Source organism: Dechloromonas denitrificans (assembly GCF_020510665.1).
In the GTDB taxonomy this organism is placed as follows: domain Bacteria; phylum Pseudomonadota; class Gammaproteobacteria; order Burkholderiales; family Rhodocyclaceae; genus Azonexus; species Azonexus denitrificans_B.
Window position 1 is genome coordinate 1,029,893 of sequence record NZ_CP075187.1, and the last position, 18,549, is coordinate 1,048,441.

21 protein-coding genes are annotated in these 18,549 nt (G+C 57.0%); 9 read left to right on the plus strand and 12 right to left on the minus strand.

Translation table 11 applies throughout. The features are described 5' to 3' along the window. Positions 1–231: 231 nt before the first annotated feature. The gene (locus KI614_RS04780; protein WP_203468966.1) at positions 232–435 is read left to right on the plus strand and encodes a cold-shock protein; all 204 of its coding nucleotides are present in this window, start codon (positions 232–234) and stop codon (positions 433–435) included. Between the two features lie 71 nt (positions 436–506). Here KI614_RS04780 and soxZ read toward each other — a convergent pair whose 3' ends face one another. Genes soxZ through moaC form a run of 3 tightly spaced genes read right to left on the minus strand, consistent with a single transcriptional unit; the run spans position 507 to position 1,745 of the window. Continuing rightward, entirely contained in the window at positions 507–818 is a 312-nt protein-coding gene (soxZ, locus tag KI614_RS04785) for a thiosulfate oxidation carrier complex protein SoxZ (protein WP_226408266.1), read from the minus strand. A gap of 6 nt (positions 819–824) precedes the next feature. Further along, positions 825–1,295 (minus strand): thiosulfate oxidation carrier protein SoxY, encoded by a 471-nt coding sequence (gene soxY / locus KI614_RS04790; protein WP_226408267.1) that lies wholly within the window; start codon positions 1,293–1,295, stop codon positions 825–827. 15 nt (positions 1,296–1,310) lie between these two features. Beyond that, positions 1,311–1,745, minus strand: a complete 435-nt coding sequence (moaC, locus tag KI614_RS04795; RefSeq protein ID WP_413464193.1) for a cyclic pyranopterin monophosphate synthase MoaC — start codon at positions 1,743–1,745, stop codon at positions 1,311–1,313. Positions 1,746–1,859: 114 nt separating this feature from the next. Between moaC and KI614_RS04800 the strand changes: the two genes are divergently transcribed. The 3 genes from KI614_RS04800 to pabB all read left to right on the plus strand — a co-directional run bounded on the left by KI614_RS04800 (position 1,860) and on the right by pabB (position 5,313). After that, positions 1,860–3,308 (plus strand): M48 family metalloprotease, encoded by a 1,449-nt coding sequence (locus KI614_RS04800; protein WP_226408269.1) that lies wholly within the window; start codon positions 1,860–1,862, stop codon positions 3,306–3,308. 38 nt (positions 3,309–3,346) lie between these two features. Beyond that, the gene (locus KI614_RS04805; RefSeq protein WP_203468971.1) at positions 3,347–3,574 is read left to right on the plus strand and encodes a sulfurtransferase TusA family protein; all 228 of its coding nucleotides are present in this window, start codon (positions 3,347–3,349) and stop codon (positions 3,572–3,574) included. A gap of 209 nt (positions 3,575–3,783) precedes the next feature. Beyond that, positions 3,784–5,313, plus strand: a complete 1,530-nt coding sequence (pabB, locus tag KI614_RS04810) for an aminodeoxychorismate synthase component I (RefSeq protein WP_413464194.1) — start codon at positions 3,784–3,786, stop codon at positions 5,311–5,313. Positions 5,314–5,374: 61 nt separating this feature from the next. Here the strand turns inward: pabB and KI614_RS04815 are convergent, their stop codons facing one another. The 5 genes from KI614_RS04815 to KI614_RS04835 are packed head-to-tail and all read right to left on the minus strand — an operon-like array spanning position 5,375 to position 11,045. After that, positions 5,375–5,851 (minus strand): hypothetical protein, encoded by a 477-nt coding sequence (locus KI614_RS04815; protein ID WP_226408270.1) that lies wholly within the window; start codon positions 5,849–5,851, stop codon positions 5,375–5,377. A 15-nt stretch (positions 5,852–5,866) separates the two neighbouring features. Next, a complete protein-coding gene (locus KI614_RS04820) occupies positions 5,867–8,707 on the minus strand; it encodes a valine--tRNA ligase (protein WP_226408271.1) in 2,841 nt (946 codons plus the stop codon). 52 nt (positions 8,708–8,759) lie between these two features. Further along, complete coding sequence (locus KI614_RS04825; protein WP_226408272.1) at positions 8,760–9,119, minus strand: hypothetical protein; 360 nt, start codon at positions 9,117–9,119, stop codon at positions 8,760–8,762. Positions 9,120–9,129: 10 nt separating this feature from the next. Further along, positions 9,130–9,552 carry a DNA polymerase III subunit chi gene (locus KI614_RS04830; RefSeq protein WP_203468975.1) on the minus strand — a complete coding sequence of 141 codons (423 nt, stop codon included), beginning with the start codon at positions 9,550–9,552 and terminating at the stop codon, positions 9,130–9,132. Continuing rightward, positions 9,549–11,045, minus strand: coding sequence for a leucyl aminopeptidase (locus tag KI614_RS04835; protein WP_226408273.1), 1,497 nt, complete (start codon positions 11,043–11,045; stop codon positions 9,549–9,551). The genes KI614_RS04830 and KI614_RS04835 overlap by 4 nt, the downstream gene beginning before the upstream one ends. 71 nt (positions 11,046–11,116) lie before the next feature. Here KI614_RS04835 and lptF point away from each other — a divergent pair, with 71 nt between their 5' ends. Beyond that, entirely contained in the window at positions 11,117–12,199 is a 1,083-nt protein-coding gene (gene lptF / locus KI614_RS04840; RefSeq protein WP_203468977.1) for an LPS export ABC transporter permease LptF, read from the plus strand. Beyond that, on the plus strand, positions 12,199–13,284 hold the full coding sequence (gene lptG / locus KI614_RS04845) for an LPS export ABC transporter permease LptG (RefSeq protein ID WP_203468978.1): 1,086 nt from the start codon (positions 12,199–12,201) through the stop codon (positions 13,282–13,284). Before lptF ends, lptG begins: the two co-directional genes overlap by 1 nt. A 2-nt stretch (positions 13,285–13,286) precedes the next feature. Here the strand turns inward: lptG and KI614_RS04850 are convergent, their stop codons facing one another. The 4 genes from KI614_RS04850 to KI614_RS04865 all read right to left on the minus strand — a co-directional run bounded on the left by KI614_RS04850 (position 13,287) and on the right by KI614_RS04865 (position 15,204). Continuing rightward, entirely contained in the window at positions 13,287–13,709 is a 423-nt protein-coding gene (locus KI614_RS04850; RefSeq protein WP_226408274.1) for an RDD family protein, read from the minus strand. Continuing rightward, entirely contained in the window at positions 13,710–14,123 is a 414-nt protein-coding gene (locus KI614_RS04855) for a DUF3106 domain-containing protein (RefSeq protein ID WP_264178102.1), read from the minus strand. 89 nt (positions 14,124–14,212) lie between these two features. Then, complete coding sequence (locus KI614_RS04860) at positions 14,213–14,599, minus strand: DUF3619 family protein (RefSeq protein WP_226408277.1); 387 nt, start codon at positions 14,597–14,599, stop codon at positions 14,213–14,215. Further along, a complete protein-coding gene (locus tag KI614_RS04865; protein ID WP_319002849.1) occupies positions 14,596–15,204 on the minus strand; it encodes an RNA polymerase sigma factor in 609 nt (202 codons plus the stop codon). Before KI614_RS04865 ends, KI614_RS04860 begins: the two co-directional genes overlap by 4 nt. A gap of 74 nt (positions 15,205–15,278) precedes the next feature. On the opposite strand from KI614_RS04865, the gene ilvB reads away from it, so the two are divergent. From ilvB to ilvC, 3 genes are read left to right on the plus strand one after another with little or no spacing between them, the layout of a single operon-like run. Then, entirely contained in the window at positions 15,279–16,979 is a 1,701-nt protein-coding gene (gene ilvB, locus KI614_RS04870) for a biosynthetic-type acetolactate synthase large subunit (protein WP_203468982.1), read from the plus strand. Positions 16,980–17,000: 21 nt separating this feature from the next. Then, on the plus strand, positions 17,001–17,492 hold the full coding sequence (ilvN, locus tag KI614_RS04875; protein WP_203469324.1) for an acetolactate synthase small subunit: 492 nt from the start codon (positions 17,001–17,003) through the stop codon (positions 17,490–17,492). A 24-nt stretch (positions 17,493–17,516) separates the two neighbouring features. After that, positions 17,517–18,533 carry a ketol-acid reductoisomerase gene (gene ilvC / locus KI614_RS04880; protein ID WP_226408279.1) on the plus strand — a complete coding sequence of 339 codons (1,017 nt, stop codon included), beginning with the start codon at positions 17,517–17,519 and terminating at the stop codon, positions 18,531–18,533. The last annotated feature ends 16 nt before the right edge of the window (positions 18,534–18,549 follow it).

The following is an 18,549-nucleotide window of genomic DNA, read 5'->3' on the forward strand; positions in this document are numbered from 1 at the left end:
TTCTATACAGTCCGGTCCATTGTGCAACCGGGAAAAATAAGTCTGACTTTATGCTTTGGTTATGCTGCATTGCGGCATCGAAAATCGTTGACGCTGCAATTCAAGTCGCGTAGAAAGCAATCGTGTTTGGATTCATTTGTACCGGGATTGCCCAAGGCATCGGGTCGCTGAACTCAAACAGGGAGTCGGGGAGACCCGTAATTTATAGTTTTTTGTAAGAAAGTTTCAGACATGGCAATTGGCACCGTCAAGTGGTTTAATGATTCCAAAGGTTTTGGCTTTATCACTCCTGATGATGGCAGCGAAGATCTGTTCGCACATTTCTCCGCCATCAATATGAATGGTTTCAAGACCCTGAAAGAAGGCGACAAAGTCTCTTTCGATGTCGTGCAAGGCCCCAAGGGCAAGCAGGCGTCCAACATTCAGCGCGCCTAAGCACCGAATAGCACCAAACTAAAAGCCCGCCTGTTGCCAGGCGGGCTTTTTTTGTGTCCGTCAAAGCAGCATCAGCTGACGGTTATTTCATCCTGGCGCTTGTCACCGGTGTTGTCCGTCCAGTTCACTGCCAGCTTGTCGCCGGCCTTGATGCCTTTGGCCTTGAAGGTGAATAGCGGATTTTTCGAGACCGATGTATTCAGCTGGCCATCGATAAGTGGCTTGCCATTCAGGTTGACCGTGAAATTCTGGATGAAATGCAGCGCCAATGTCTGGCCTCGTTCATCCTTGCGTTGCCCTGTTTCCATCGGGTGCTGCATGAGTACCCGGATGTCGGTGATTTCGCCCTGGGTCAGGGTGCGGATCTTGATCTGGTCGGCCATGCTTGATTACCCTCCGCAACCGCCCAGGGTGACTTTGACTTCCCTGAAAGCGATATGGGTTTTGCCGTCACCGGTCTTCACGGCAATGCGCAGACGTGTGGTTTCGGCGAGTTTGATCTGGATGCGAGCGTAGGGCAACGCAGGTGGCGTGAAGTCAATATTGCTGCACAGCGGCATCGGATTTTTGTCGGCAAAAAGTGCCAGGCTGCGTGTGTTGGGAATATTGCTGGTGATGTCGATTTCAACTTTTGCACCGTTCTCGGCGATTTCCGGCGCAGTGATCAGGATATCGCGCGATTCGGTTGCACCGGCGTAGCCCTGGGCCTTCAGCGCTTCGTTAATGGTCCGTGCAGTAAAGGCACTGCGGTTCCACTCGGCTGCGATCAGTCTGCCCGGCATGAGCAGGCCACTGCCGATAAGCGGTGCGAGCAGTGTGGCGCTGGCACCTTTGAGTAGTTTGCGGCGTAATTCAAGCATGAGGGTTTCTGACGTTCAGTCGGCCAGCCAGTGGCCTGATTTTCCACCCTTCTTTTCCAGAAGGCGGACGTTTTCAATGCGCATGCCGCGGTCGACGGCCTTGCACATGTCGTAAATGGTCAGCAGCCCAACCGAGGTGGCCGTCAGCGCTTCCATTTCAACACCGGTTTTGCCAAAGCATTCGGCGGTGACTTCGCAATGGACTGCGGCGTTGGCTTGATCAATGACGAAGTCAGCGGTGACGCGCGTCAGTGCGATGGGGTGACAGAGCGGAATCAGGTCGCCTGTCCGCTTTGATGCCTGGATCGCGGCGATGCGGGCAATGCCGAGGACATCCCCTTTTTTTGCGCTGCCATCGGCAATCAGTTGCAGCGTCTCAGGGTTCATGAAAATGCTGCCGCCGGCGCGGGCGGTGCGTGCGGTTTCGGCCTTCTGGCCGACGTCGACCATATGAGCCTGGCCGGCGCTGTTGAAATGAGTAAGAGGCTGGTTCGTCACGGGAGATTACAAAGGGTTACGTTGCGGCGGAAGCGTCGATTCGAGAGGCTGCGCTATCATAGCACCATGCCCTTCGCTCAACGCCTTGTCGCCGGTCTGCTCGCCCTGTCCCTGCTGACTCAGCCTGTGCTGGCCGACGATCTGCCGGAATTGGGCGATGTGGCGAGTAATGATCTTTCCCTGGCGACCGAGAAGAAAATCGGCCAGCAGATCATGAACGAGATTCGTTGGCGGGATCATGCATATCTCGATGATGCCGATGTCGAATCCTATCTGAATCAGCTTGGCGGGCGTCTCACGGCCGTAAGCAACGACCCGGGCATGGGATTCGTCTTTTTCCCGATCAATGATCCGAGCATCAATGCCTTTGCCATGCCCGGTGGGTACATCGGGATTCACACCGGCCTTTTGTTGTCGGCCCAGAGTGAGTCCGAGCTGGCCGGTGTCATGGCGCATGAAATTTCCCATGTCACCCAGCGCCATATTGCCCGCCAGGTATTCCAGTCGAAGAAACTGAGCATGGCTTCCATGCTGGCCATGGGGCTGGCGCTGCTGGCGGCACGCTCCAGCTCGCAGGTCGCGGGGGCGGCAATTGCCACCTCGCAGGCCGGGGCGATTTCTGCCCAGCTGGCGTTTTCCCGTGATTTCGAGCGGGAGTCCGATCGACTCGGTTTCGAGATTCTTCGGCGTGCCGGCTTTGATGTCCGCGGCATGTCCTTGTTCTTCGAGCGCCTGCAAAAGGCGGTTCGCTTGTATGAAAACAATGCGACAGCGTATTTGCGGACTCACCCGCTGAGTAGCGAGCGCCTGACCGATATGCAGAACCGCGAGCAATCGGTGGCGTATCGCCAGTATGTTGATAGTCCGGATTTCCAATTGGTGCGTGCAAAATTGCGCGCCATGCGGGGGACGCCACGCGAGGCGGTGAAAGATTTCGATGAGCTTGTCCGCGAGAAGAAGTATGCCTCCGAGGCCTCCGTGCATTTTGGTCTGGCGTATGCCTTGTTTCGTGCCCGGGATTGGGGCGGAGCCGAGCAGGAGATTTTGCTGGCCCGCAAGCTGAAGGTTTCATCGGCCATACTTGAACGCATGCTGGCCGAGATAAAAATTGCCCAGGGGAATGCGGATGCCGGCCTGGCCCTGTACCGCGAGGCGATGCAGCGCTATCCCTTCCACCAGGGGCTGCTCTACGGTTATGCCAGCGCCTTGATTGGCGCCCGGCGTTTTGACGATGCGCTACGCTTTGTCGAAACCCAGTTGCAGAGCTATCCGCAGGATATTCGTCTGCACAAGATGCGGGCCGAGAGCTTTGCCGGGCAGGGGCGTCGCGCCCAGCAACACCAGGCCCTGGCCGAATCATTTTCCCTGCAGGGGCAGACGGCGGCGGCCATCGAGCAGTTGCAGCTGGCGCAGCGGGCGGGCGATGCCAATTTTTATGAGATGTCGGTGATCGACACTCGTCTGCGTGAAATGAAACGTCGCCAGCTGGATGAACTCAAGGAACGCCGCAATTAAGGGTAAAATTCCCACCCTCATCAACTGGCCAATCGACCATGGAATTTGATCGCGATCTCGACGTTAAAGGGCTGAATTGCCCGTTGCCCATTTTGCGGACCAAGAAGGCCCTTGCCGAGATGGAATCAGGACAGGTGTTGCGCGTCCTGGCGACCGACCCCGGTGCGCTCAAGGATTTTCCGGCTTTCGCCAAGCAGACCGATAACGAGCTGCTGGCACACAAAGAGGAAAATCGGATTTTCGAGTTTTACCTCAAGCGCAAGTAATTCCCCTGTTTTACGCTTTTCTTGAAGACAGGCGGGCGCCAGCCGGTGAGCCCGCCGCTTGGCTTTTCGAGGATCTGGTCGATTCTCGGGAGGCGCACGATGCGGCAACGCTCGCTTGCGCACTGGTTGACCTGGAAGACAAGCCGGGTTGGCGCGTCGTTGCGCTGGATTACGAACTTGGCTATGTTTTCGAGCCGAAAGCTGCGCCGCTGTCATGGCAGGCTTCGGTCGAGCGCCCGTTGGCCAGATTCTGGCATTTCGCACGATGTACTCCGCTGACCGCTTCCGAAGCCGATCTCTGGCTGGCCGGGCAGCTTGCTCAGGCGGCGGGTGGCGTTGGCGAAATTCGTCCGTCTATTTCGCAAAATGAGCATGCTGCTGCGGTCGACCGCATCAAACAGCTGATTTCGGATGGCGATTGCTATCAGGTCAATCTGACGTTTCCCACCGATTTTTCCTGGTTCGGCTCGGCTTTGGCGCTTTATGCCCGTTTACGGGCCGTGCAGCCGGTGCGCTATGGCGGGTTTGTCGGCCATGACCGGGCGGCAATTGTTTCGCTTTCTCCCGAGCTGTTTCTTGAACGGCAGGGCGAACGCCTGGTGACGCGCCCGATGAAGGGGACTGCCGCCCGTTCGAAAGCGCCGGAAATCTTGCGTACATCGGCCAAGGACCGGGCCGAGAATCTGATGATTGTCGATCTGCTGCGCAATGATCTTGGGCGGATTGCCGAGCCCGGCAGTGTCAGGGTCGACCGTTTGTTCGATATCGAGGATTACCCGACCGTCTGGCAGATGGTTTCGGAAATCTCTGCACGGATCGGCCAGTCCAGCCTGGCGGATGTGCTGGTAGCGCTTTTTCCCTGCGGCTCGATTACCGGTGCGCCAAAAATTCGTGCCATGCAAATCATTGCCGAGCTTGAACTTGCCCCGCGCGGTTTATATACCGGTGCCTTGGGCTGGCTGGCACCGAATGGCGATTTCCGGCTCAACGTGGCGATCCGGACGCTGGAACTTGCCGCCGATGGTCGTGGCAAGCTGGGTGTAGGCGGCGGGATCGTGGCTGACTCGGTGGCCGAAGCCGAGTGGCAGGAATGCTTGTTGAAAAGCCAGTTCTTACATCGTTGTGATCCCGGTTTGAAGCTGATCGAGACACTGCGTCTGGAAGGCGGGGTTTATCTGCGCCGAGCCCTGCATCTGAGCCGTTTGCAGCATTCTGCTCAATGTTTCGGATTCAAGCTGGATGTTGCCGAGTTGTCTCGGCAACTTGAGGCACAGCCGACACATGGATGTTGGCGTGTCAGATTGACGCTGGACAAGGCGGGCAATCTGGAAGTGGCTGCTTTCCCGCTTGTTGATTTGCCAGAGACAGGCCATCTGGCCCGAATTGCGCTGCAGACGATTGATTCCAGCAGTATTCTGCGCCGCCATAAAACCACCGAGCGCCAGGTTTACGACGCGGCGCTGGCCTCGTTGCCGCCCGATTCGGCCGTATTTGATGTGATTTTTCTGAACGAGCGTGGCGAACTGGCGGAAGGTGCGCGCAGCAATATCTTTGTCGAGCGGGACGGTATGCTGTTGACGCCGCCACTGAGCAGCGGCTGTTTGCCGGGAGTGTTGCGGGCCGGCTTGCTGGCGGCCGGGCGTGCTCGCGAAGCCGTGCTCAGGCCGGAAGATCTGGCGGCCGGATTCTGGCTGGGCAATTCGCTGCGTGGTTTGCTCCGGGCCGAGCTGGAGCAATAACCCCCCAAACAAAACGGCCTGAAAACTTTCGTTTCCAGGCCGTCGACCGCAGTAATGCAGGTCAGTTGCGCAATTTGCGCAAGTAAATACCGATCAGCGAGAACAGGCCTGCTGCCACGCCGTAATAGAAAGCCTTGGCTGCGACATCCTGATATTCGACCAGAACCGGTACATCATCTTCGACTTTGTAGCGGATGGTGGTCTGGAAGTGCCAGGAAGAAGCCTTGACTTCATAAATGCCATTTTCCTTCTTCCACTTCAGCCAGTTGGCGGCTTCCTCGATATCGCCGGCCGGCTCAGGCATTTCAAGCGTGGTGTACAGGCCCTTGGCCTTGGCTTCGGCCAATTCGCTGTAAGCCAGTCCGCAGGGTTCCTTGTTGGCACACACTGCGGCAACACGGAATTCCGGTTTCCAGGTCGAGTTCTTTTCCCAGGGCCATGAAATGATGAAGGCCACCGTCCAGGCCCATACCAGGGCGGTAAAAATCATCAAGGCGATGAATATCTGGGCAAAAAAACCGCGTTTGTCTTCGGACATTGCTTTCCTTTTCGTTTAGCCCAGCTTGGCAAGCTGGGGCTTGAGTTTTTCCAGCGTGGCCGTGAAATCGGCAACTCGCTGCTTTTCCTGATCGATCACGGCGGCCGGAGCGCGGGCAACAAAACCTTCGTTACCCAGCTTGTTCTGCGCGATGCTGATCTGCTTTTCGAGCTTTTCGATTTCCTTGGCCAGACGCACCTTTTCAGCCGCAACGTCGATTTCCACCTTGAGCATCAGGCGGGTTTCGCCGACCACGGCGACCGGTGCCACGGCATCGGTTGGCATGTCGTCTACCAGTTGTACCTCGGAGAGCTTACCCAGAGCTTGCAGGATGGGGGCGAAGTCGGCCATCTCGTCGCCGCCACCGGCAACCAGCAGCGGCATGCGCAGGGCTGGCGAGACGTTCATCTCGCCGCGCAGGTTGCGGCAGGCGTAGGCCAGTGCCTTGAGGCGCTCGACCTTGGCTTCGGAAGCCGGGTCGAGGCGGGCCAGATCGGCGCGCGGGTAGTCGGCGAGCATGATCGAATCGTGTGTCTTGCGCCCGGCGATCGGTGCGACAGTCTGCCACAGCTCTTCGGTGATGAACGGGATCAGCGGATGCGCCAGGCGCAGCACGGCTTCCAGCGTGCGGATCAGGGTTCGGCGGGCGCCGCGCTGCTGTGCTTCGTCGCCGGTCTGGATCTCGACCTTGGCGATTTCCAGATACCAGTCGCAGAACTCGTCCCAGACGAACTTGTAGATGGCCTGGGCGATCAGGTCGAAACGGTAGTCGGTGAAGTGACGCTCGACTTCCTGTTCGACGCGTTGCAGCTGGCTGACAATCCAGCGGTCGGCAAAACTGAATTTGAGGCGTTTTTCGCCGTCGACCGTGCAAGCACCATCGCCGCCTTGTTGATGATCAAGGGCCAGGTCATGGCCTTCGACATTCATCAGCACGAAGCGCGTGGCGTTCCACAGTTTGTTGCAGAAATTGCGGTAGCCGTCGCAGCGATTCAGGTCGAACTTGATGTCGCGGCCCGGCGAGGCGAGCGAAGCGAAGGTAAAGCGCAGCGCGTCGGTACCGAAGGAGGCGATGCCTTCCGGGAATTCCTTCTTGGTCTTCTTGGCGATGCTTTCGGCCTGCTTCGGGTTCATCAGGCCGGTGGTGCGCTTTTCGATCAGCTTTTCGAGGTCGATGCCGTCGATCAGGTCGATCGGATCGAGCACATTGCCCTTCGATTTCGACATCTTCTGGCCTTCGCCATCGCGGATCAGGCCATGCACGTAAACATGCTTGAACGGGATCTGGCCGGTGATCTGCTTGGTCATCATGACCATGCGCGCGACCCAGAAGAAGATGATGTCGAAACCGGTGACCAGCACGGTCGACGGCAGATATTGCTGCAAAATCGGGTTGGCTGCGTCGATTGCCTCATCGCCGGTCCAGTCCAGGGTCGAGAACGGCCACAGGGCGGAGGAGAACCAGGTGTCGAGGACGTCGTCGTCACGCTTGAGGGCGCCGCTGTAGCCTTGCTTGGCGGCTTCGGCACGGGCTTCTTCCTCGTTGCGGGCAACGAAGATCTCGCCGTTGTCGCCGTACCAGGCCGGAATCTGGTGGCCCCACCAGAGTTGGCGCGAAATACACCAGTCCTGGATGTTGTTCAGCCACTGGTTGTAGGTATTGACCCAGTTTTCCGGGTAGAACTTGATCTCGCCGGAATGCACGACGTCGAGCGCCTTCTCGGTGATCGACTTGCCGTCCTCGCCGGGCTTGCTCATGGCGACGAACCACTGGTCGGTGAGCATCGGCTCGATGACGACATTGGTCCGGTCGCCGCGCGGCACCTTGAGCTTGTGCTTGTCGACCTTGATCAGGATGCCCTGTTCCTCGAGGTCGGCAACGACGGCCTTGCGGGCGTCAAAACGGTCCAGGCCGCGGTATTTTTCCGGGGCTTCATCGTTGATCTTCGCATCCAGTGTCAGGATCGAGATCATCGGCAAACCGTGGCGCTGGCCGACGGCATAGTCGTTGAAGTCATGCGCCGGCGTCACTTTGACGCAGCCCGTACCGAATTCGAGATCGACGTAGGAATCTGCGATGATCGGGATTTCACGGCCGGTCAGCGGCAGTTTCACCAGCTTGCCGATCATGTGCTTGTAGCGTTCGTCTTCCGGGTGGACCATCACGGCGGTGTCGCCGAGCATGGTTTCCGGACGGGTGGTGGCGACCACCAGGCTATCCGAACCGTCGGCGAGCGGGTAGCGGATGTGCCACATGAAGCCGTCTTCTTCTTCCTGCACGACTTCGAGGTCGGACACCGCGGTGTTCAGTTTCGGGTCCCAGTTCACCAGGCGCTTGCCGCGGTAGATCAGGCCTTCATTGAACAGGCGGACGAAGGTTTCGTTGACCACCGTGTTGAGGCCGGCATCCATCGTGAAGCGTTCGCGCTTCCAGTCTGGGCTGGTGCCCATGCGGCGCATCTGCTTGGTGATGGTGTTGCCGGAGTATTCCTTCCATTCCCAGACTTTTTCCAGGAACTTCTCGCGGCCGAGGTCGTGGCGCGAAATGCCTTGGGCGTCCAACTGGCGTTCAACGACGATCTGCGTCGCGATGCCGGCGTGGTCGGTGCCCGGCTGCCACAGCGTGTTGTGGCCGCGCATCCGGTAATAGCGGGTCAGCGCGTCCATGATCGTCTGGTTGAAACCGTGGCCCATGTGCAGCGTGCCGGTCACATTGGGCGGCGGCAGCAGGATGCAGAAGTTTTCGTCAGGAGCCTTGCTGCGGTCGACGCCGGCAGCAAAGTAATTTTGAGATTCCCACTCGGGGTACCAGCGGCGTTCAATATCGGCTGGTTCGAAGGCTTTGGCGAGTTCCATGGGCTTGTCGGAAATGGGGAAACCGACAATTATACCGGAGCATAGCCCCGGTTCAGATGGGATCTGGCTCGGCAGGCTGGAGTCTGGCCAGTTCTTCCCGCTCGGCCAGGAAATCGCGGACGGTAGCCTCGATCATGCCTGGGAGTTCAGCGGCAAGGCGCTCATTGATCCGCCGAGTCAATTCGTGCGTGATGATGTCAAGCATGGCCGCATCGATCGATGGCGGCGGGTCTTCCTGCGTTGCCAGAACTGACGATGCGACGTCTGCCGGCGTCTCGATGTCGAGCAGAACGGGAAAGTCATCTTCCTCGACGATCGCATCGGTCAGGATGGGAACGTCTTCGCCTTCCGGTGTATTGGCACGACGCCGTTGCATCAGGGCGTCGGCTCGGGCAAGGATGGGACTGGGCACGCTGTGCTCCTTAACGTTCGCTCAGGTCGAAGTAGCGGACTTCGCAGCCGTGTTCCTTGTAAAACCTGACACGTTCACGAGCCGCCGAACGGTCTTCATCGCTTTGCCCGACCACTTCGATCAGGTTCTGAAAACGCGCATAGCCGGGGGGGATGTCGTGGCTGAGGTTCATCAGGCGTTCCTGCTGGGCGGGGCTGTCCAGCCGGTCGGTAATCAGGATCGGCGTCTCTGCCGCCAGCGGCGAGTCAGCCCGGCAGTGCGGGACGAAACTGAGTGCGGGGTGTGTCCACAGCCAGCGATCGACACCACCGGCAATTTCCTTGTCGGTGGCGTAGACCAGCATGGCTTTCTTTTTGGCGTAGGCGCCACCGAGCAGCGCGCAGGCAGCGGCTATCTTGTCGGTTGCGCCGTGATAAAAGAAGACTTGGGTCAATTGAGCTTTCCGGCGCGTTGCAGCAGGTAGTGCGTCAACAGCGGGACCGGGCGGCCGGTTGCGCCTTTGTCGCTGCCTGATTTCCAGGCGGTACCGGCGATATCGAGGTGAGCCCAGGTGAACTTCTTGGTGAAGCGCGAGAGGAAACAGGCGGCACTGATTGCACCGCCCCAGCGCCCGCCAATGTTGGCCATGTCGGCGAACGGGCTTTTCAGGAGGTCCTGGTAATCATCCCAAAGCGGCATGTGCCAGGCACGGTCGAAAGCTTCGTCGCCAGCGTCCAGCAGTTCGCGGGCCAGGTCGTCCTGGTTGGCAAACAGGCCGGTGGCAATGTTGCCGAGAGCGACAACGCAGGCCCCCGTTAGCGTGGCAACATCGATCACCGTCTCCGGCTCGAAGCGTTCGGCATAGGTCAGTGCGTCGCACAGAATCAGGCGACCTTCGGCATCGGTATTAAGAATTTCAATGGTTTGGCCGGACATCGAAGTAACAATGTCGCCCGGTCGGGTGGCTGCACCACCCGGCATGTTCTCAGTGGCCGGTACGATCACCGTCAGGTTGATCGGCAGGGCCATCCGTGCGACGGCGTGAAGTGTCCCCAGGACGCTGGCTGCACCGCACATGTCGTACTTCATTTCATCCATCTCGGCACCGGGCTTGAGAGAAATGCCGCCCGTGTCGAAAGTGACGCCCTTGCCAACCAGAACAATCGGTTTCTGGCTGCTTTTGGCGCCTCGATAATTCAGGATGATCAGCTTGGGCGGTTGGTGCGAGCCTTTGGCCACGGCGAGCAGTGAGTGCATGCCGAGTTGTTCCATGTCAGCACGCTCAAGAACGCTGCATTCCAGCTTGAATTCTGCAGCCATGGCTTGGGCTTGCTCGGCCAGGTAGCTGGGGTGGCAGATATTGGGCGGAAGGTTGCCGAGGTTTTTGGCCAGTGCCATGCCTTCCCCGATTGCGATGCCTTGTTCCAGGCCCGTCGTGGCGTCGGAGAGTTCACGGCGGCGCTCAATGCCGATTTTGAGCTTTTCCAGCTGGCGGTGGGATTCGCTCTTTTGGGTCTTGAATTGCTCGAATTTGTAAGTCGTATCCAGCGCAATGCTTGCTGCTTGGCGTACGCACCAGGCAACACTCCGTTTTTTCACGGCTAGTTCAGTCAGGTACAGGGTTGCGTCCGACAAACTGATCTCGTTCAGCTTTTTGAATGTGCTGCGGAGAGCGCTGGTGAACCCCTTGTCGCGGAAATCCTTTTCCTTGCCCAGGCCAACCAGCAGGATACGTTCGCTGAGTACACCCGGTACGTCGTGGAGCAGAAGTGTGCTGCCTGGCTTGCCTTCCATGTCGCCGCGCTGGATGATCTTGGCGATAAAACCGTTGCTTGCCTTGTCGAGCAGTGCTGCCGGAGAGGTCAGCTTGCCGGGTTCAAAAACACCGACAACAACACAGCTGCCGCGCTGTTTTTCCGGGCTACCATTTTTTATGCTAAATTCCACAGGCTGCTCCTGTTCAGGGAAATATCAGTATCCGCGGGATTATCCCCGCATTTTTTCGGTTTCGTCAAAGCATGATATTTGAGCGCGCCCTCAGGCGTGAGTTCGCTCAGGCAGCTGCTGGCATTAGTGTTGCCTTGCTGGCCATCCTGACTTCCACACAATTAATCCGTTTGCTGAAAGATGCGGCGGGTGGGCATATTGCGCCCGAAGCCGTTGCTTCGCTGCTTGGGTTTGCCGCGCTGAACTTCATGCCGGTTTTGCTTTCCCTGACGCTGTTTGTCGCCATTCTGCTCAGTTTGTCGCGCGCCTATCGCGATTCGGAAATGGTGGTCTGGTTCTCGTGTGGCCGTTCATTAACCGCATGGGTTTCGCCGGTGCTCAAATTTGCCTTGCCGATTGTTCTGGCGATTGCCGCCCTCTCCGGCTTTCTTTCGCCGTGGGCGAACTACAGCACTGCACAGTACAAGCAGAAGCTTTCTGCCCGTAGTGATGTTTCGCAAGTGGCTCCAGGGGCTTTTCGTGAAGCAAAGCGCGGCCAGCGGGTCTTTTTTGTCGAGGCGGTGACGGAAGACGCAAGCCAGATGGGCAATGTTTTTGTCGCCTCTTTCCAGGATGGGAAATTAGGTGTCGTCATGTCCGATGCCGGGCATCAGGAAGTGGCTGCCAATGGTGATAAATTTGTTGTTCTCGAACATGGTCGTCGCTACGAGGTAGAGCCGGGTACGCCTGAGTTCAAGGTCATGGAGTTCGAACGTTACAAGGTCCGTACCGAGGATGGTGAGGCCAGGCCAGCCGATCGTTCGCCAAATCGCCTGCCCATCACGGATTTATTGTTCGATGACAGTGCTCCGGCTCGCGGAGAGTTGCTGTGGCGTATTGGCGTGCCTGTCTCGGCCCTGATTCTTGCCTTGTTGGCAATTCCGCTGTCGTATGTCAATCCGAGGGCCGGGCGTTCGGCCAACATGTTGATCGCGATTCTGATCTATGCCATCTACAGCAATCTGATTTCGGTGAGTCAGGCTTGGGTGGCGCAAGGTAAGTTGTCTTTCTGGATCGGCGTTTGGGCCGTGCATGTCGTCATGCTGCTGCCTCTGGTCCTGCTCTTTTATCGCAGAATTGCCATTCGCATGCCCTGGCAGCGGAGAAACAGCTGATGTTCCGTATCGCTTTGTATCAGCGCTATTTGATGCGCGAAGTTTTTGCGGCTGTGTTTCTGGTGCTTGCGGCATTTCTCGCGCTGTTCAGTTTTTTCGATCTGATCAATGAGTTGCGCAGCGTTGGGCGGGGCGGTTATCAACTGAACCATGCCCTGCTTTTTGTCACACTCAGCCTGCCGGGGCTGATTTACGAATTGATTCCGATTGCTACCTTGATTGGCAGTCTCTACGCCCTCTCAACGCTGGCGCGCCATTCTGAAATCACGGTTCTGCGCGCTTCGGGGCTGGCAACCAAAGATTTGCTGATGACTTTGTTTCGTGTCGCCGGCTTGCTTGCACTGCTGACGCTTTTCGTTGGCGAAGGGTTGGTGCCTTTTGCCGAGAGAACCGCTCAGGAACTACGGGCGCGAGCCTTGAGCAAAGTGATCGCTCAGCAAGGTTTTGAAACGGGATTGTGGATCAAGGATGGGCGGAGCTTCATCAATATCCGCAAGGCAATGCCGGATTCCAGCCTGAAAGGCGTCAGGATTTATAAGTTCACATCGGCCAATACGCTGGAATCGGTGATGGAAGCGGAGGATGCAGTTTTTCAGCAGCCGGATCGCTGGTTGCTGAGTGGCGTCGTTCGGACTGTCCTTGAAGCTGACAACTCATGGGTCGAGCGTCGTGAAACGGTGGAATGGCATTCCGCGGTCAACCCGGACTTGCTGTCGGTGCTGATGGTTTCCCCGGAGCGCATGTCCCTGCTTGGCTTGTTGAATTACCGGCAGCATTTGTCCGAAAACAAGCAGCAGACCGAACGTTACGAAATTGCGATCTGGAAAAAAATCATCTATCCGTTGGCCGCTCTGGTCATGGTGGCCTTGGCCTTGCCATTCGGCTATTCGCATGATCGCGTCGGAGGGGTTAGTCTCAAAATATTCGCCGGCGTCATGCTCGGTATACTTTTCTACGCCCTGAACGGACTTTTCTCTAATCTGGGGATCATCAACGCCTGGCCACCCTTTGCCAGTGCAACCGCGCCATCAGCTTTGTTCATGCTGGCCGCTGCGGGGATGTTGTGGTGGGTCGAGCGGCGTTAGCGTCAAGCTTGTGGCGGAATCGCAATGATGCAGCTGCCTGCAATTCTGTCGTGCAGAAACTGTTTGTCGCGATCAAAAACAGCCCAAAAAATACCGACCCCAAAAAACAGGATGCTCGGCCAGGCGGCCAGGTAGCGCAGAACTGCCTGCATCGGGCGTAGCGGGCTGCCATTTGCATTCACAACCTGCAGTTTCCAGGTTTTCATGGGTAAGGTTTGCCCGCCGTGCAGCCAGCACCACACAAAATAAAACATCAGCAGGGCGATGACGTGAACCCAGAGAAACTGGGGGGGCGCGCTGAAGCCAAAGCCTGAGAAAACAATTTGCGGCATCAAAAATCCGATGAGCAATATTGCAAATACAACGAGACTTTCATATAGCATGCTGGCGAGGCGACGACCCAGGCCGGGAATTTTGTTGTTCATTTATTGTTTTTGAGGGTCGCTCACAGGTTGTGGCGTATTTTCTGGTTGCTCAGGATTCGCTGTTTTTGTGAGGTCGACCGGGGGATTCAGTAATTTTGCCGACTTCCCACTTTCGCGAACTCGCTGTTTTTCATCTTGTGGCAGGTTGGCGTAGGCCTCCCATTTTTGTTTCATGACCTGCTTCTGCTCGGGGGGGAGGCTGCTGAAGTCTTTGTACGTGTCGCGGGCTTTTGCTCTTTGCTCGGGCTTGAGGGACGCCCATTCCCGCATCCGGTCCTGCATGCGTTGTTGCTCATCCGGCGTCATTTTTGGGTAGCGGTCAGCGATCCCCAGCCACTTTTTGCGCCGGATGTTTTCCATTGTGTCCCACTCGCTGGCGAGTGGTGCGAGCGTCTTTTTTTGCTCGTTATTCAACTGGCCCCAGCCGGGTTGCGGCGGGGTGCCAATGACTGCCGTGGTGGGTGGGGCAGCCTGGATAGGGCAGGCTAGCGCCAAACAGAGGATTACTCCTCCGATGTGTCGTCTTTGAGCCATTCGAAGAAATCGTTGTCCATGAAAGCTTCCGGCGGAAGGTCGTCAGACAGCAGGGCGCTATCCACCTCTTCCAGTTCCGTGATGTACTGGACGCTGTGCCAGTAAAAAGAAATCCACATGCCGAGCAGAAGAGCCAGTATGGCCAATATTTGCTTCAGGTAAGGAGCGTTATGTCCGCCGTTCTTGAGCGTGGATGTGCCTGTGCCAGCAAGGCTGAGTTGGACGACAGGCTGTTTTTGCCTGGATAGCGCGATATGGCGCGCAGCCTCCAGGCGTCGTGCGGCGGCAGGAGGGATGTCCTTGGCGCCGTGATTGAGCGCTTGTCTGATACGGGATGCGAAACGTTCTTCGTTCATAGTTTTATGCCTTTCGCCGACAGGGCGGCTGCCAACGCGTGAGTGGCGCGCGAGCAATGGGTTTTTACGCTGCCTTCTGAGCAGCCCATCGCAGCCGCGGTCTCGGCTACGTCCATGTCTTCCCAATAACGCATCAGGAAGGCTTCCCGTTGACGTGCCGGCAATTTTTTTATTTCGTCGTCAATCGCATTCAGTGTTTGCGCTTGCAGCAGTTTGCTTTCAGGGGTGCGCGGTCCTGCATCATCTTCATCTGCCGCCAGCGTTTCCAGTGGGTCGTGATCATCGTCATCGTCTGACGAGAAGGCCGACAGAAGGGTGGTCCACATCGACCGGACTTTGCTGCGTCGGTAATAATCACGAATGGTGTTTTGCAGAATGCGCTGGAAGAGCATGGGAAACTCTTCGTCCGGACGGTCGCCGTATTTTTCGGCGAGCTTGAGCATGCTGTCCTGGACGATATCCAGGGCTGCTTCTTCCTCGCGGACTGCAAACATGGCTTGCTTGAAGGCTCGGCGTTCTACGGATTCAAGAAAGCTTGATAACTCTCGGGGTGTTGCCAGGGTCGTCTCTTCCAGTAATTGTCTTGAGCAAGAAGTGGCTATGATGCCAAACCTTGACCGAAAAGGGGCGGTCGATTAAGGTTACGCCCTTTTAGGCAACAGCTTTTTTGGGCTCAAGAATGATGATCAGCGGTGCAGAAATTGTAATCAGGTGCCTGCAGGAAGAAAAGGTCGATTGTGTCTTCGGTTACCCGGGTGGTTCCGTTTTGCACATTTACGATGCACTTTTCAAGCAGGATCAGGTCAAGCACATTCTCGTCCGCCATGAGCAGGCGGCCGTGCACGCGGCTGATGCCTATTCGCGTTCCTCTCAGAAAGTCGGTGTGGCGCTGGTGACTTCCGGTCCTGGCGTAACCAACACGGTGACGGGGATTGCGACCGCGTATATGGATTCGATTCCGATGGTTGTGCTGTGTGGCCAGGTGCCGACCCAGTACATCGGTCAGGATGCCTTCCAGGAGTGCGACACCGTCGGTATTACCCGGCCTTGCGTCAAGCACAACTTCCTGGTCAAGGATGTCAAGGATCTGGCAGTGACGATCAAGAAGGCATTTCATATTGCCGCTACCGGTCGTCCTGGCCCTGTTGTCGTTGATATCCCAAAGGATATTACGGCCCAGATGTTCGAGTTCGACTATCCGAAGTCGATCCAGATGCGCTCGTACAATCCGGTCGTCAAGGGCCATCTCGGCCAGATCAAGAAGGCTGTGCAGATTCTGCAGGAAGCCAAGCGCCCGATTATTTATACCGGCGGCGGTGTCATCCTGTCCGATGCGGCCGAAAAGCTCACCGAACTGGCCCGCAAGCTTAACTTCCCGGTGACCAACACCTTGATGGGTCTGGGCGGTTATCCGGCAACCGACAAGCAGTTCGTCGGCATGCTCGGCATGCACGGCACCTTCGAAGCCAATAACGCAATGCACTATTCCGACGTGATTCTCGCCGTCGGTGCTCGTTTCGATGATCGCGTGATCGGTAATCCGGAGCACTTCGGTGAAGAAAAGCGTCGCGTCATTCACATCGATATCGATCCATCGTCGATCTCCAAGCGGGTCAAGGTCGATGTGCCGATTGTTGGCAATGTTTCCGATGTGCTCGACGAAATTCTCAAGTTGATGGATGGCAGCTTCAAAACCAATCCAGAAGTGGCGGACTGGTGGAAGCAGATCGACGGCTGGCGTGGTCGCGACTCGTTGCGTTACAAGCAGACGGGCAACATCATGCCGCAATTTGTCATCGAAAAACTCTACGAAGTGACCGAGGGCAAGGCCTTCATCACTTCCGATGTCGGTCAGCACCAGATGTTTGCCGCGCAGTACTACAAGTTCGACCAGCCACGCCGTTGGATCAACTCGGGCGGCCTGGGTACCATGGGCGTCGGTCTGCCGTACGGCATGGGTGTGCTGATGGCCAATCCGGATGCACAGGTTGCCTGTGTGACGGGTGAGGGCTCGATCCAGATGTGCATCCAGGAACTCTCGACCTGCAAGCAATATGGCTTCCCGATCAAGATCATCAACCTGAATAACGGCATGCTCGGCATGGTGCGTCAGTGGCAGGAGATGTTCTATTCCAAGCGCTACTCGCAGTCCTATGTCACCTCGCTGCCTGATTTCGTCAAGCTGGCCGAGTCCTACGGTCACGTCGGCATCAAGGTCGAGCGCCCTGAGGATGTCGAACCGGCGCTGCGCAAGGCGTTTGTTGAACACAAGGATGACCTGGTTTTCCTCGACTTCATCATCGATTCGGGGGCTAATGTTTTCCCGATGGTGGCTGCCGGCAAGGGCCTGACCGAAATGATCCTCGCTGAAGATCTGTAAGCGGGGAAGGAAAAAAACATGTTGAAACACATCATTTCCATCCTGATCGAAAACGAGTCAGGTGCTCTTTCCCGCGTTGCAGGCCTGTTTTCTGCACGTGGTTACAATATTGAATCGCTGACCGTGGCACCGACGGAAGATCCCTCGCTGTCCCGGATGACTATCCTGACCTCGGGCTCCGACGAAGTGCTCGAGCAGATCACCAAGCAGCTCAACAAGCTGGTTGATGTCGTCAAGGTGGTCGATCTCTCCGAAGCTGCTCACGTCGAGCGCGAACTGATGTTGATCAAGGTTCGTGCAACCGGCAAGGACCGCGAAGAGATGAAGCGTATGGCCGATATTTTCCGTGGCCGCATCATCGATGTTACGGAATCGACCTATGTGATCGAGTTGACCGGGGCAAGCTCCAAGCTCGATTCCTTCATCGCCGCGCTTGATGCCGGCCTGATTCTCGAAACCGTCCGTACCGGTGTCTGTGGCATTGGTCGTGGCGATCGCATTCTCAAGATCTAACTATCTATATATAAAGAGGATTTCATGAAAGTTTATTACGACAAGGACGCTGATCTCTCCCTCATCAAGGGTAAGAACGTCACCATCGTTGGCTACGGCTCCCAAGGTCACGCCCACGCACAGAACTTGCGCGACTCCGGCGTCAATGTGACGGTTGGCCTGCGCAAGAGCGGTGCTTCCTGGTCCAAGGCCGAAGGCGCTGGCCTCAAGGTTGCTGAAGTTGCAGCTGCCGTTGCTGCTGCTGACGTCGTCATGATTTTGTTGCCGGATGAGAACATCCCTGAGGTTTACAAGAACGACATCGAGCCGAACATCAAGCAGGGCGCTACCTTGGCTTTTGCTCACGGCTTCAATGTGCATTACAACCAGGTTGTGCCGCGTGCCGACCTCGACGTGATCATGGTTGCTCCAAAGGGCCCTGGCCACACCGTGCGTTCCGAGTACCTGAAGGGTGGCGGCGTGCCTTCCCTGATCGCCATTTACCAGGACAAGTCCGGTAAAGCCAAGGATATCGCTCTGTCCTACGCTGCTGCCAATGGCGGCACCAAGGGTGGCGTGATCGAAACCAATTTCCGCGAAGAAACCGAAACCGACCTGTTCGGCGAACAGGCTGTGCTTTGTGGTGGTGCCGTTGAACTGGTCAAGATGGGCTTTGAAACCCTGACTGAAGCTGGTTACGCTCCGGAAATGGCCTACTTCGAGTGTCTGCACGAACTGAAGCTGATTGTCGACCTGATGTACGAAGGCGGCATCGCCAACATGAACTACTCGATCTCGAACAACGCCGAGTACGGTGAGTACGTGACCGGTCCGGAAGTCATCAACGAAGAGTCCCGTGCTGCCATGCGTAACGCCCTGAAGCGCATCCAGACCGGTGAATATGCCAAGATGTTCATCCTCGAAGGTCGTACCAACTACCCGAGCATGACGGCTCGTCGTCGCCTGAACGCCGTCCATCCGATCGAAACGGTCGGTGGCCAGCTGCGCGACATGATGCCGTGGATCAAGAAGAACAAGCTGGTTGACCAGACCAAGAACTAATCTGGTTGTCAGCTCG

Excerpts from the sequence above, each read along its gene's own strand:
- KI614_RS04850 (WP_226408274.1), bottom strand. The coding sequence starts at position 13,709 with ATGAACAACAAAATTCCCGGCCTGGGTCGTCGCCTCGCCAGCATGCTA.
- soxY (WP_226408267.1), bottom strand. The coding sequence starts at position 1,295 with ATGCTTGAATTACGCCGCAAACTACTCAAAGGTGCCAGCGCCACACTG.
- lptF (WP_203468977.1), top strand. The coding sequence starts at position 11,117 with ATGATATTTGAGCGCGCCCTCAGGCGTGAGTTCGCTCAGGCAGCTGCT.
- KI614_RS04820 (WP_226408271.1), bottom strand. The coding sequence starts at position 8,707 with ATGGAACTCGCCAAAGCCTTCGAACCAGCCGATATTGAACGCCGCTGG.
- lptG (WP_203468978.1), top strand. The coding sequence starts at position 12,199 with ATGTTCCGTATCGCTTTGTATCAGCGCTATTTGATGCGCGAAGTTTTT.
- moaC (WP_413464193.1), bottom strand. The coding sequence starts at position 1,745 with ATGGTCGACGTCGGCCAGAAGGCCGAAACCGCACGCACCGCCCGCGCC.
- KI614_RS04805 (WP_203468971.1), top strand. The coding sequence starts at position 3,347 with ATGGAATTTGATCGCGATCTCGACGTTAAAGGGCTGAATTGCCCGTTG.
- KI614_RS04815 (WP_226408270.1), bottom strand. The coding sequence starts at position 5,851 with ATGTCCGAAGACAAACGCGGTTTTTTTGCCCAGATATTCATCGCCTTG.
- ilvC (WP_226408279.1), top strand. The coding sequence starts at position 17,517 with ATGAAAGTTTATTACGACAAGGACGCTGATCTCTCCCTCATCAAGGGT.
- KI614_RS04780 (WP_203468966.1), top strand. The coding sequence starts at position 232 with ATGGCAATTGGCACCGTCAAGTGGTTTAATGATTCCAAAGGTTTTGGC.
- ilvB (WP_203468982.1), top strand. The coding sequence starts at position 15,279 with ATGATGATCAGCGGTGCAGAAATTGTAATCAGGTGCCTGCAGGAAGAA.
- KI614_RS04800 (WP_226408269.1), top strand. The coding sequence starts at position 1,860 with ATGCCCTTCGCTCAACGCCTTGTCGCCGGTCTGCTCGCCCTGTCCCTG.
- soxZ (WP_226408266.1), bottom strand. The coding sequence starts at position 818 with ATGGCCGACCAGATCAAGATCCGCACCCTGACCCAGGGCGAAATCACC.
- KI614_RS04860 (WP_226408277.1), bottom strand. The coding sequence starts at position 14,599 with ATGAACGAAGAACGTTTCGCATCCCGTATCAGACAAGCGCTCAATCAC.